Here is a 12952-nt window from a genome sequence, read left to right as displayed (position 1 = left end):
TGGGAAGAGACGAAGTGTGAAACCTGGGCCGCGCCGGTCCAAAAGCCCACCACCAGGACAGATCCCGCGGAGCCGCGGAAGAGGGAGAGCCCGATGTCAGCAGCCGAGGGTCCGCTCGTCGTCGGGGTGGACACATCCACCCAGTCCACCAAGGTCCTGGTCGTCGACGCATCGACCGGACGGGTGGTGGCGAGCGGGCAGGCGCCGCACACGGTCTCCACCGGAGCGGGCCGTGAGAGCGATCCGAGGCAGTGGTGGGACGCGCTCCGCGAGGCGCTGCACCAGTGCGGTGACGCGGCCCGCGAGGCCGCGGCGGTCTCGATCGGCGGCCAGCAGCACGGGCTCGTCACGCTGGACGCCCAGGGCGATCCGGTACGCCCGGCGCTGCTGTGGAACGACGTGCGCTCGGCGCCCCAGGCCCGTCGGCTGATCGACGAGCTGGGCGGTACGAAGGCCTGGGCGGAGCGCACCGGCACCGTCCCCGGCCCGTCCATCACGGTCACGAAATGGGCGTGGCTGGCCGAGAACGAGCCGGACGCCGTCCGGGCCACCGCCGCCGTACGCCTGCCGCACGACTACCTCACCGAACGCCTCACCGGAGAGGCCACGACCGACCGCGGCGACGCCTCCGGCACCGGCTGGTGGGCGTCCGGGACCGAGGCGTACGACGACGAGGTCCTCGCGCACATCGGCCTCGACCCCGCCCTGCTCCCCCGCGTCGTCCGGCCGGGCGAGGTGGCGGGAACCGTGCACGCCCGCGACGAGCTGCCCTTCTCCAGGGGCACGCTGGTCGCCGCCGGCACCGGTGACAACGCGGCCGCCGCCCTCGGCCTCGGGCTGCGCCCCGGTACCGCGGTGCTGAGCCTCGGCACCTCGGGCACCGTGTACGCCGTCTCGACCCGCCGCCCCGCCGATCCCACCGGTACCGTCGCGGGCTTCGCCGACGCGCGTGGCGACTGGCTCCCGCTCGCCTGCACCCTGAACTGCACCCTCGCCGTCGACCGTGTCGCGGCCCTGCTGGGGCTCGACCGCGAGGCCGTGGAACCCGGCGCGGGCGTGACCCTGCTCCCCTACCTGGACGGCGAGCGCACCCCCGACCTGCCGCACGCCTCGGGGCTGCTGCACGGGCTGCGGCACGACACGACGGGCGGGCAGCTCCTCCAGGCGGCCTACGACGGCGCGGTCCACTCGCTTCTCGGCGCCCTGGACCTGGTGCTCGACGCGGACGCCGATCGTTCGGCACCGCTGCTCCTCATCGGCGGGGGTGCCCGGGGCACGGCCTGGCAGCAGACCGTACGCCGGCTGTCGGGACGTCCGGTCCAGGTGCCCGAGGCCAGGGAGCTGGTCGCGCTGGGTGCCGCCGCGCAGGCCGCCGGCCTGCTGACCGGCGAGGACCCGGCCGCGGTCGCCCGGCGCTGGGGCACGGCCCACGGCCCGGTGCTCGACGCCGTCGAACGGGACGAGCGGACACTCGCGAGGATCGCCGGGGTACTCTCCGACGCGGCCCCGCTGCTTGAACGGGAGTCGAACAGGAACTGACCGCGCGCAGACCAGGACAGCCCCCACGGGGACCGGCCGGACGAGGACTGACGGAGGCATGACCGCACCGCTGCACGAAGCCCACCCGACCGGTTCCGGCCGTAGGCTGCCCGACACCCAGCAGGGCATGCGCCGTCGCAACCTCGCCCGGGTCATGCACGCCGTCAGAGCCGAGGGGCCGCTGTCGCGTGCCGCCGTCGCCTCGCACATCGGTCTGACCCGGGCGGCCGTCTCGACGCTGGTCGACGAGCTGATCCGTTCCGGACTGCTCGAAGAGCTCGGCCCCGAACGTCCCGGCCGGGTAGGACGTCCCGGCTCGGCGCTCGCGGTCAGCGGGCGCGGACCCGCCGGAATCGGCGCGGAGGTGGGTGTCGATCACCTGGCGGTCTGCGCGGTCGATCTGCGTGGAGACGTACGGGCCCGTGCGGTGCGGCACGGCACGAACCGCGGCCGGCCCCCCGGGCCCGTGATCAGGGAACTGGCCGCTCTGGTCCGTCAGGTCGTCGCCGAGGCCGAGCGCGAGGGACTGTGGCCCGCGGGCCTCGCGGTCGCCGTGCCCGGCCTGGTGGCACGTGACGCCCGGACCGTGGTGCGCGCCCCCAACCTCGACTGGCACGACACGGACCTCGGTGCGCTGCTGCCCGCCGAGCTGCCGCTGACCGTGGACAACGAGGCCAACTTCGGTGGCCTGGCCGAACTCTGGCTCGGCGAGCCGACCGCCCGCGACTTCCTGCACGTGTCGGCGGAGATCGGCATCGGCGCGGCGGTGGTCGTGGACGGGCGCCTGCTGCGCGGGACACGGGGTTTCGCGGGCGAGCTGGGCCATGTGCCCGTGCGTCCGGACGGGCCGGAGTGTCCGTGCGGTGGGCGCGGATGCCTCGAGCAGTACGCGGGTGAGGAGGCGGTCCTGCGCGCGGCGGGTCTGGAAACGGGCGGCGACCGCGTCGGGGTGCTGGCCGATCACGCCGCCCGTGGCGACGAAGACGTACGGCGTGCCCTGCGCGACGCCGGAACGGCGCTCGGCATCGCGCTGACCGGTGCGGTCAACCTGCTCGACCCGGAGACCGTCGTGCTGGGCGGAGCGCTGTCGGGCCTCGCGCCGTGGCTGCTGCCTTCGCTGGAGGACGAGTTGGCGCGGCGCACCGCGGGTCCCGCGTGTGCCGTGGCCGTCTCGCGGTGGGGCCCGCAAGGACCGCTGCTGGGGGCCGCCCACTCGGTGGTGCGGGCCGTGCTCGACGATCCGTCGTCGGTCGCCGGGCGGTCGTGACGCAGGGTCACAGCCCTCGGCGCACGCGGCGCCGGGCTCCCCTTCCCACGTCCGGTTCCCTCGTCCGGGTGGCCGGTGTATCCACAGCCCAGGACTTGTCCACGGACTCACGCCTCGCTCTTCCAGCCCAACCGGCAAGCGCCGTAACGTGATTCACGCGAGGCACAGTCATCGGGCCGGCGGCTCGGTGTCCAGGCGGATCGGGGGGTCACATGTCGGGGGAGACGGTTCCGGGACTGCGGCGCGACGCCATCGGGCTGCGCGAGGTCCTGTTCCAGAGCGTCACGGCCATGGCGCCCGCGGCCGCGGTCGCCGCGTCCATTCCGTCGGGCGCGGCGTTCGCGGGCGGCAGTCTGCCGCTGTCCGTGCTGATAGCCCTCGTCGCGTGCCTGTTCACCGCGTCGTGCGTGGCCGAGCTGGCGCGGCAACTTCCCTCGGCGGGCTCGGTGACCACCTACGCGGCACAGGGGCTGCACCCTGCCGTGGGATTTCTGGTCGGCTGGGGCTATGTGTTCGTCGAGGCGCTGGTGCCTCCGCTGCTGCTTCTGCAGCTCGGGTTCACCACGGCGGGCACACTGCACCAGGAGTGGTCCTCGTACCCCGGCGACCTGTGGTGGCCGTGGTCGCTCGCCGGCGCCGCGGTCATCGCGGTGGCGGGCTACTTCGGAGTCCGTGCCTCAGCCCGCTTCGGAACCGTTCTCGGCGTCTTCGAGGTGCTGGTCTTCCTCGTCTTCGCCATCTGGCTGATCGTCAAGGCGGGCGGTGACAACACCCTGTCGGTGTTCGGGACGTCGCACACCGCCGAGGGGTACGACGGCATCGGCGGGGTGTTCGCGGGATCGGTCTACACCGTGCTGGCCTTCGCGGGCTTCGAGGCGGCGGCCCCGCTCGCCGAGGAGACGAAGGACCCGCGCCGGACGATGCACCGAGCGGTCCTCGGCGCGGCACTGGCGATCGGCCTCGTCTACGTCCTCACCACCTACGCCATGGCCGTCTACGTCGGCCCGGACCGCTTCGCGGGTTTCTCAGCCTCGGGAGCCTCGTCCTGGGAGGGCGTGGCCCGTGCCTCGTTCGGGCTGTTCTGGGTGCTCGTGTTCCTGGCCGTGGTCAACTCCACCATCGCCAACGCCAACGCCTGCGCGACCGTCTCCACCCGAACGGCCTTCGCCCTCGGCCGGATCAAGGTGTTCCCGGAGCTGTTCGCACGCTTGCACCCCCGGCACCGCTCCCCCGTCGCCGGGGTCGCCGTCCAGTGCGCCGTGGCGATCTCTGCCATGCTCGGGCTCGGTCTCGCCTACGACCCGGTGACGGCGTTCCTGCTGCTCGCGACGGTCATCGTCACGGTCGTTATCGGTGTGTACATCGTGGTGAACCTCGCCTGCGCGGGCTACTTCCTGCGCCGCAGAGGCGAGTTGTTCCGTCCGGTACGCCATCTGCTGTTCCCGCTGCTGGGCATCGTCGCCTTCGTCCCCGCCCTGCTGACCGCCGCGGGACTGCCCGTCTTCGACTTCGTCTCCGAGCTGACCGCGCCCGTGTCGTACGCGGGACCGGTCGTCGGGGTATGGATGACGGCCGGGGTCGTGGTACTGATCGTCCTCTCGCGGCGCCATCCCGGGCGCTTGGCCGAGACCGCCCGTGTCCACCTCGACGAGCCCTCGTCCCCCGATCCCCGGCAGAGCGGAGCCACGCAACCATGAGCGACCCTCGCATCCTGACCGTACGCCCCGAACCCGGCGAGTACGCCTGGACGTTCGGCGGGGCGCCGCCGGTGGCGCGCATCGCACCGGGCACGATCCTCGATCTGTACACGGAGGACTGCTTCGCCGGACGGGTGCGCTCCGAGAAGGACCTGGTGTCCGAGGTGTGCGAGTTCCCGTTCCTCAATCCGCAGACCGGTCCCTTCCACGTGGAGGGCGCGGAGCCCGGCGACACGGTCGCGGTGCACTTCGTGTCCATCGAGCCGGCCCGCGACTGGGCGGCCTCGACGACGGTCCCGCTGTTCGGCGCGCTCACGTCCACGCACACGACGGCCACCCTGCAGCCACCGCTGCCGGAGACGGTGTGGATCTGGCAACTCGACCGGGAGCGGCGCACCGCCCTGTTCAGCGCGCGGGACAGCGACATCCGGATCGAGCTGCCGATGGACCCGATGCACGGCACCGTCGGGGTGGCGCCCGCGAATCTGGAGGTGCGCTCGGCGCTGGTGCCGGACGCCCACGGCGGAAACATGGACACTCCGGAGATGCGGACGGGCGTCACCTGCTTTCTCGGGGTGAACGTCGAGGGGGCCCTGTTGAGCCTCGGTGACGGGCACGCCCGGCAGGGCGAGGGTGAGACGTGTGGCGTGGCGGTCGAATGCGCGATGAACACGGTGGTGATCGTCGAGCTGCTCAAGGGAGTCGCCACCCCCTGGCCGCGCATCGAATCCGACACGCACATCATCTCGACCGGCTCGGCACGCCCCCTGGAGGACGCCTTCCGCATCTCGCAGCTCGACCTGGTGCAGTGGCTGGTGCGTGACTACGGGTTCAGCGACCTGGACGCGTACCAGTTCGCGACACAGGCGGTCGAGTCGCCGCTCGCCAACGTCTGCGACACCAACTACACCTGCGTCGCGAAGCTCCGCAAGGAATGGCTGCCCGCGCGTGAGACACATCGTGGTCTGCACGCACAGTTGCGCGAGACCGCCGCGGCACTGCGCCTCTGAACGGCGGAGGGTCGACGCCCCATTCCTCTCCCCCTGCTGCCCGTCTCCTCTCCCCCTGCTGCCCGTCGCGTCCCGGCCGGCCCGATCCGACCACCGCCGCACCGTCACAGAGCTTGTCCGGACCCTCGCTGGACGTGACGATGGTCCCAGCCGCATCGCCGTTCCGGGAGGCCGAATGACCGATCCATGGGTTGCCCTGGAACCGGGCGCCGATCCCGTCGAACGAGTGCGGACACTGCGCCGGGCGCACGAGACGTTCACCGAGGCGGGCACGGTGCCACGTCCGGTGCGCTCCGTGGTGGCCGAGTCCTGGAGGCGCTCGGCGCGGGCGGGCGTCGCACCGGACGGGACCGCGACGGTGGAGCTGACGGACGGCGATCTGGGTTCCTACCGGGCGGAGCATCCGCTGGCCGCGGTGATGCCGCTCTTCCGGGAGCTCATGGGGACGTTCGCGGCCGACGGCAAGCATCTTCTCGCGGTCTGCGACGAGCAGGGCAGGCTGCTGTGGGTCGAGGGCCATCCGACGACACGGCGCCAGGCGGGACGGATGAACTTCGTACCGGGTGCCCGATGGTCGGAGACGGCGGTCGGGACGAACGCGCCGGGGACCGCGGTCGCTGTCGACCGTCCGGTACAGGTCTTCGCGGCCGAGCACTTCATACGGCGTGTCCAGCCGTGGACGTGCGCGGCGGCTCCGGTGCACGACCCGCGCACCGGCCGGGTGCTCGGTGCGATCGACATCACCGGCGGGGACGGACTCGCGCATCCCCACAGTCTCGGTTTCGTGCAGGCGGTGGCACGTGCGGCGGAGTCACAGTTGGCGCTGCTCGCACCGCCGAGAACGGCCGCCGACACGGTCGAGCTGACCGCGCTCGGCCGCGACGAGGCCCAACTGGTCGCGGGAGGACGCAAGGTCGCGCTCAGCCGCAGACACAGCGAGATCCTGGTGCTGCTCTCCAGGCATCCGGAAGGCCTGACGGGCGACGAGTTGCTGTGCGCGCTGTACGAGGACGAGTCGGTGACACCGGTGACGCTGCGCGCCGAGCTGACCCGCCTGCGGCGTCTGCTGGATTCCGGCCTGCTGGCCTCGCGCCCCTACCGGCTCACGGCACCGGTCGAGTCGGATGTCGCGGTGGTGGAGCGCCGGCTCGGCTCGGGCGCGATCACGGGGGCCATGACGGCGTACGCCGGTCCGCTGCTCCCGGGGTCGGTGGCCCCGGCCGTCGTGCGCCTGCGACGCCGGCTCGCGGACGGGCTGCGTACGGCGCTCATCGCGCGCCGTGACCCCGACCTGCTGGCGGACTGGGCTCGCGCGCCCTGGGGCGAGGACGACCTCGATGTCTGGCGGGCGCTGGCCGCAGTACGCCCGACGGCCGCGGTACGGGCACGGCTCGACGAGGTGGAGTCCGAACAGGCCGCACCCGCCGGATGGATGCCCCCGAGGCCCGGCGGACGAGGTCCGGCGCACACGTCCGCAACGTCGTCGCAACGTACGCGTCTCTAACCTCTGGGCGAGAGCTGCCCAACGGCGGGCGGCGCTTCTCCGGGAGGCAGACCAGCATGACCCGTTACGCGGCGCCCGGTACCGAGGGCTCGATCGTCTCCTACCAGGCGCGTTACGACCACTTCATCGGCGGCGAGTACGTGCCGCCGGCTCGCGGGCAGTACTTCGAGAACCCGAGTCCGGTGAACGGGCAGCCGTTCACGGAGGTGGCGCGGGGTACCGCCGAGGACGTGGAGCGCGCCCTGGACGCCGCGCACGCGGCCGCGCCCGGCTGGGGCCGGACCTCCGTCACCGCGCGGAGCGACGTCCTGCTCAAGATCGCCGACCGGATGGAAGCGAACCTGGAGAAGCTGGCGGTCGCGGAGAGCTGGGAGAACGGCAAGCCGGTCCGCGAGACCCTGGCCGCCGACATCCCGCTCGCCATCGACCACTTCCGGTACTTCGCGGGGGCGATCCGCGCCCAGGAGGGCTCGCTCGGCGAGGTCGACGACGACACCGTCGCGTACCACTTCCACGAGCCGCTCGGTGTCGTCGCGCAGATCATCCCGTGGAACTTCCCCATCCTGATGGCGGTCTGGAAGCTCGCGCCGGCGCTCGCCGCGGGCAACGTGGTCGTCATCAAGCCCGCCGAACAGACCCCGGCGTCCATCCACTACTGGATGAGCCTGATCGCGGATCTCCTGCCGCCGGGTGTCGTGAACATCGTCAACGGCTTCGGTGTGGAGGCGGGCAAGCCGCTGGCCTCCAGCCCGCGGGTGGCGAAGGTGGCGTTCACCGGCGAGACCACGACGGGGCGGCTGATCATGCAGTACGCCTCCGAGAACATCAAGCCGGTCACGCTGGAGCTGGGCGGCAAGTCGCCGAACATCTTCTTCGACGACGTCTGGTCCCAGAACGACGACTTCCGGGACAAGGCGCTCGAGGGCTTCACGATGTTCGCGCTCAACCAGGGCGAGGTGTGCACCTGTCCGTCGCGTGCGCTCGTCCAGCGCGGCAACTACGGCGAGTTCATGGAGGCGGCGGTCGCCCGCACCGAGCTGATCAAGCCGGGGCACCCGCTCGACACCGACACGATGATCGGCGCGCAGGCCTCCAACGACCAGCTGGAGAAGATCCTCTCCTACCTGGACATCGGCCGGCAGGAGGGCGCCACGATCCGCACCGGTGGCGAACGCGTCGAGTACGACGGCGAGTTGAAGGGCGGCTACTACGTCCAGCCGACCATCTTCGAGGGCGACAACCGCATGCGGATCTTCCAGGAGGAGATCTTCGGCCCGGTCGTCTCGGTCACGTCGTTCGACGACTTCGACGACGCCATCAAGATCGCCAACGACACCCTGTACGGCCTCGGGGCAGGCGTGTGGACGCGCGACATCAACACCGCCTATCGCGCGGGCCGCGCCATCCAGGCGGGCCGCGTGTGGACGAACTGCTACCACGCCTACCCCGCGCACGCGGCGTTCGGCGGCTACAAGCAGTCCGGCATCGGCCGGGAGACGCACAAGATGATGCTGGAGCACTACCAGCAGACGAAGAACCTCCTGGTGTCGTACTCGCCGAAGAAGCTGGGCTTCTTCTAGACACACGAAAAGGGCGCCTGACCTGGGCTTTCACCTGTCAGGCGCCCTTCGCGCAACCCACTCTCTGCCGAGTCCGGCCTGCGCGCCGACTCCCCATTCCTCCCATGACTGCACCCCTCCTGACCAGTGCTTCCGGACCAGTCACGGACCAAACCCCCGGTCAGCCCTCGAGTACGTCACTTTGGCTGACGCGCTGCCAGTCGTTCATGGACTGCTCGATGAGGCGGTTCGCCTGCTCTCGAAGGCCGTCAAGAAACTTGGCGTAGTGGCGAAAGAGAACCTCGATGCTCTGGCCGGCGCGGCGGGCGCACTCGACCGGGTCCACTCCGGAGTAGAGCCGGAACGAGATCCCGGCGTGCCGGAGATCGTAAGGTCGCTTGGCCAGGCGTGAAGTGCGCTCAGGTGTGCGCTCCCATCTTTGCCCGATGTATTCATGTGCCAGGTCGTACCACGTAGTGCGCTGCTTGATGGCCCGCAACTCGGATGCCGGCAGACCTGTGCGCTCGTCAAACGGCTCACCCTCGCGCGCAGCCGTCATCAGCTCCGCACGTCGGCTATCAGCAAGTGCGAACACGATGAACGACTCAGACTTCTCTCGCCCGTTAACCGTCCACCGAAACCGGAAAGGCTTGCGCCGGTCGGGTCGCTCATCAGCGCGGCCCACGCTGTAGTCCTCCCAGGTGCGCTCCTCGACCTGCACTCCCGGGGTGCCCGGGGCGACGCCCCCCAAGGCGGCAAGCCGCTCGGCGACGTCGTCGGCCATGCCGCGGACACGGTCGACCTGGGGGTCGAGCATCTCGTGCACGGCGATGAAGTACGGACCCACCACGTTCCAGTGGACGTGCTTGAGCGTGAGGTGAGGGTCATTGAGGGCGTGCGGTCGCTGTTGCAGCAACTCGATGGCTGCACCGGCGTCTTGGACCGAGAGGCCCGGAACGGTGTAACGGGAGGGGCGGCCTTGGAAGTCATATCCATGTCTCCTGCTTCTCGCACGGTTCTCTCCCGGTCCCCGTGGCGAGAGGACACAACCACTGCAACCCCATCCGAGCCGGACAGTTCTCCCAGCCCCACCGCACTCGGCGGATGCGACGTGTGAACACGACAGGGCGGGGGACTTCGTACGGTAGGACCGAGACGGCGACGCTTCCCGCGGGGGCCGACTCGGCCCAGGTCCCCCTGGTTCAGACACGTGCCGGGGGAACCGCCCACACTACGGTTCAGGAGAACCCCGGTGTCCAGGAGAACCCACCCGTCTCGCACACCCGCCGTGCCACTTCACGGAACTTGACATTGTTCTCCTGCGAGTAGCGGCGCAACAATCCGAACGCCTCTTCCTCGGTGAGGCGGCGTTCACTCATGAGGATTCCCATGGCTTCGCCGATCCGGCGGCGCGCGGACACGGCTTGCTCCAGCTGCGCATGAGTCCGGGCGCAGGAAAGAGCCACCGCCGCATGTGCGGACAGCATCACGGCGGCGTCCTCACCGACCTCGGTAAACTCCCGGTCGGCGGGAGCAGAAGTTGAGCGCGCCGACATCCTCGTCCTCGGTGCACAGCAGGAAGCCCATCATGCTGCCCACCCCCAGCCTCTGCGCCTCGGGCACGAAGCCGGGCCACCGCCACTCCTCCCCCGTGAAATCGGGGATACGGGACACTCGCTCGGAAATCGCGGGAAGTTTGTCTGTGATCTAGACGAATGAGTCGGCGTCCGACACGGTCAGCGACCGCATGGAAACGCAAGGACAAGGGCGCGGCTCCCGTACTCTTCACGCGTTCGCACGAAGGAACTCAGCGACAGAAAGCTCCCCACCGCAGACTCCGCCTCGGAGCGCAGTCGGCGGGCTTCGCGACGCCGTACGTCCGAGCCCTGTGAGACGCGTGGGAGAACGGGTACACGGCCCACGTAATCACCTTGGCCCACCTGCCAGGGCGCCCGTCGAACTCTTTCCTTGATCCACGTCCACAGTCCCGTTGCCGCCACCGGCACAGTCCTCCTCGCCGGCTTCAAGGCACGTGGACCCCCAGGGCTCCTCGATCAAGCTTCGCGCTGCGGACACACGACATTCCGGAGGCTGCGGTGCCCAGTACGGCCATACATCAGGAAGCGCTCCCCACGGGACTGATGGTCCTGCCCGGTGTGTACCGGCCCCAGGCCGATACACAGCTGCTCGCCCACGCACTGGCGGCAGAAATCGTTCGCCCGGCGGCGGAGATCCTTGAGATCGGCACCGGCACGGGCGCTCTGGCGCTCAGCGCCGCGGGCAGAGGAGCGCGTGTCACCGCTGTGGACGTGTCCTGGCGGGCGGTGACGACCGCCCGCCTCAATGCTCTGCGTCGGCGCCTGCCCCTCCGGGTGCTTCACGGGGATTTCACCGCCTGCACGCACGGCCGACGGTACGACATCGTCCTCGCCAATCCCCCTTACGTCCCAGCGCCGAGCAGATGGCTGCCCTCCCGCGGACCCGCCCGTGCCTGGGATGCCGGCCCCGACGGTCGGCTCGTCATCGACAGGATCTGTGCGAGCGCCCCTGGCCTCCTGCGCCCCGGCGGCATCTTGCTCATGGTGCACTCCGCCATGTGCGACCCCGACAGCACGCTGAAACGGCTGGCACAGGCGGGACTGGCCGGACAGACGACCGTGAGGGCCCGGGTGCCCTGGGGGCCCGTTCTCCGCGGGCGGCGAGCCTGGCTCCAGAATCAGGGGCTCGCCGACGTGGGCGAAGATCAGGAAGAGCTGGTGATCATCCGTGCCGAGGCACTCTGACACAGCCCCTGGAGAGATACCCGCCCGCGAGGCTCGCCGGGTGAGCGTCGCCCCGGAGGGGCCTGTCTTGGTCGAGGGGCCGGTGGAGATCGTCCTGGACGACGGCACGGTCGCCCGCTCGGACCGCTTCATGGTGGCGATCTGCACCTGCCGCCGCAGCCGGACCTACCCCTGGTGCGACACGAGCCACCGGCCCCGCGAGAAAGCCGCCGGCGCCCCTTCCCACGACCGTTGCGAGCCAACGCGCAACGGGGACGGCACTCGCGCCCGCTGGACTCCTTCGCCGGACAGGAACTCCCCATGAATCAGTCCACGCTGGCCGGCACCCCCCTGCCCCGGGGACGAGGCGTGCTGTCAGAAGTCGTCACGGCATCTCTGCGCTCCGGGCTGCCCCCCGTGTACGAACCTGATGCGGTTCTGACCGCCGACATCTGGGGCGAGGACTGTCAGCTCTCGCTGTACGTGCTGTACGAACTCCACTATCGGGGCTTCGAGGACGTGCCCGACGAGCGCGAGTGGGACCCGGACCTACTGCGCCTGCGCCGAAGTCTGGAGACCCGCTTCCTGGGCGCCCTGCGCTCTGCCCTGATCGAGGTACCGCGGACCGTCGAGGAGACTTTCGCGCCACTGCTCGTCGAACCCGTGGACCTCTCCGGCAGTCTCAGCCACCAGCTCGAAACGTCCGGCAAGCTCTGGCAACTACGCGAGTACGCCGCACTGCGCTCGCTCTACCACCTCAAAGAGGCGGACCCGCACGCCTGGGTCATCCCACGCCTGACCGGCCGGGCGAAGGCCGCGATGGTCGCCATCGAGTACGACGAGTTCGGCGCCGGCCGCGCCGAGCACATCCACGCGCGTCTCTACGCCGACCTCATGAAAGACCTCGGCCTCGATCCTCTGTACGGCCGCTACCTGGACCAGGCGCCCGCCACGCTCCTCGCCACCGTCAACCTGATGTCGCTGTTCGGCCTGCACCGCGCGCTGCGTGGCGCCCTCGTCGGCCACTTCGCCTGCGTGGAGGTCACCTCCTCCCCCGGTTCCCGCCGCCTCGCCAGAGCGATGCGCCGATGCGGGGCGGGACCGGCAGCCGAGCACTTCTACGCCGAGCACGTCGAGGCCGACGCCGTCCACGAACAGATCGTCCGCCACGAGGTCATCGGGGGCCTCCTGGCCGACGAACCGAACCTGGAGGAGGACGTCGCCTTCGGATGCGCGGCGACCGTCCTCCTGGAGAACCGGCTCACCGCCCACATCGAAAGAGCGTGGGACCGGCAGCGCTCCGCCCTGTACGGGCCTTGGCCGGAGGAGTGAATCTCCAAGATCACTTTGCTGTCGGTACCGCAGGCATGATCCGCCGCGAAGGGGTGCCACGGACCATGCCTGAACCCAAAGTGCCACATGTCGCGGCCTCCCGCTCGGTTCCTCACATGTCCCCAGGATGGTGCGAGTGGGCTCTTTCCGGACTCTGGGGTCCGGGGTCGATAATGAGCTTGAGGCCATTCAGAGGCAGTGCCTTTGTGGCCCGGGCGGGACCGATATCCCGGGCCTGGACATCGATCCAGTGGTCAAGGGCTGCTCCGCCGTACGCGGCAG

The 12952-nt window shown here is 70.5% G+C and carries 9 protein-coding genes and 2 pseudogenes; 9 read left to right on the top strand and 2 right to left on the bottom strand.

Annotated features, from left to right (window positions below):
• Positions 1-93: 93 nt before the first annotated feature.
• The 6 genes from xylB (at position 94) to exaC (ending at position 8597) form a co-directional block, all read left to right on the top strand.
• Positions 94-1539 carry a xylulokinase gene (xylB, locus tag GFH48_RS34800; protein ID WP_153292044.1) on the top strand — a complete coding sequence of 482 codons (1446 nt, stop codon included), beginning with the start codon at positions 94-96 and terminating at the stop codon, positions 1537-1539.
• A gap of 58 nt (positions 1540-1597) precedes the next feature.
• Positions 1598-2806, top strand: a complete 1209-nt coding sequence (locus tag GFH48_RS34795) for an ROK family transcriptional regulator (protein WP_153292043.1) — start codon at positions 1598-1600, stop codon at positions 2804-2806.
• 212 nt (positions 2807-3018) lie between these two features.
• Complete coding sequence (locus tag GFH48_RS34790) at positions 3019-4503, top strand: APC family permease (protein ID WP_153292042.1); 1485 nt, start codon at positions 3019-3021, stop codon at positions 4501-4503.
• Complete coding sequence (locus GFH48_RS34785) at positions 4500-5513, top strand: acetamidase/formamidase family protein (protein WP_153292041.1); 1014 nt, start codon at positions 4500-4502, stop codon at positions 5511-5513. The genes GFH48_RS34790 and GFH48_RS34785 overlap by 4 nt, the downstream gene beginning before the upstream one ends.
• A gap of 175 nt (positions 5514-5688) precedes the next feature.
• Positions 5689-7017: a GAF domain-containing protein gene (locus GFH48_RS34780; RefSeq protein ID WP_153292040.1), complete on the top strand. Its 1329-nt coding sequence runs from the start codon at positions 5689-5691 to the stop codon at positions 7015-7017.
• A 56-nt stretch (positions 7018-7073) separates the two neighbouring features.
• Positions 7074-8597, top strand: coding sequence for an acetaldehyde dehydrogenase ExaC (exaC, locus tag GFH48_RS34775; RefSeq protein WP_153292039.1), 1524 nt, complete (start codon positions 7074-7076; stop codon positions 8595-8597).
• 649 nt (positions 8598-9246) lie between these two features.
• On the opposite strand, the pseudogene GFH48_RS38745 reads toward exaC, so the two are convergent.
• Positions 9247-9543: pseudogene (locus tag GFH48_RS38745) on the bottom strand (Dps family protein); the annotation flags it as partial.
• 271 nt (positions 9544-9814) lie between these two features.
• Positions 9815-10256, bottom strand: a pseudogene (locus GFH48_RS34765) (ANTAR domain-containing protein); the annotation flags it as partial.
• Positions 10257-10717: 461 nt separating this feature from the next.
• On the opposite strand from GFH48_RS34765, the gene GFH48_RS34760 reads away from it, so the two are divergent.
• Genes GFH48_RS34760 through GFH48_RS34750 form a run of 3 tightly spaced genes read left to right on the top strand, consistent with a single transcriptional unit; the run spans position 10718 to position 12670 of the window.
• The gene (locus GFH48_RS34760; RefSeq protein ID WP_153293255.1) at positions 10718-11359 is read left to right on the top strand and encodes a HemK2/MTQ2 family protein methyltransferase; all 642 of its coding nucleotides are present in this window, start codon (positions 10718-10720) and stop codon (positions 11357-11359) included.
• Positions 11343-11663 (top strand): CDGSH iron-sulfur domain-containing protein, encoded by a 321-nt coding sequence (locus tag GFH48_RS34755; protein WP_322747012.1) that lies wholly within the window; start codon positions 11343-11345, stop codon positions 11661-11663. The genes GFH48_RS34760 and GFH48_RS34755 overlap by 17 nt, the downstream gene beginning before the upstream one ends.
• Positions 11660-12670 (top strand): iron-containing redox enzyme family protein, encoded by a 1011-nt coding sequence (locus tag GFH48_RS34750; protein WP_153292037.1) that lies wholly within the window; start codon positions 11660-11662, stop codon positions 12668-12670. The genes GFH48_RS34755 and GFH48_RS34750 overlap by 4 nt, the downstream gene beginning before the upstream one ends.
• Positions 12671-12952: the final 282 nt, after the last annotated feature.

The sequence above is a fragment of the Streptomyces fagopyri genome (assembly GCF_009498275.1).
Lineage (GTDB): Bacteria > Actinomycetota > Actinomycetes > Streptomycetales > Streptomycetaceae > Streptomyces > Streptomyces fagopyri.
The sequence above is the reverse complement of the archived record's forward strand: the minus strand, read 5'-3'. Positions and strand labels throughout refer to the sequence as shown.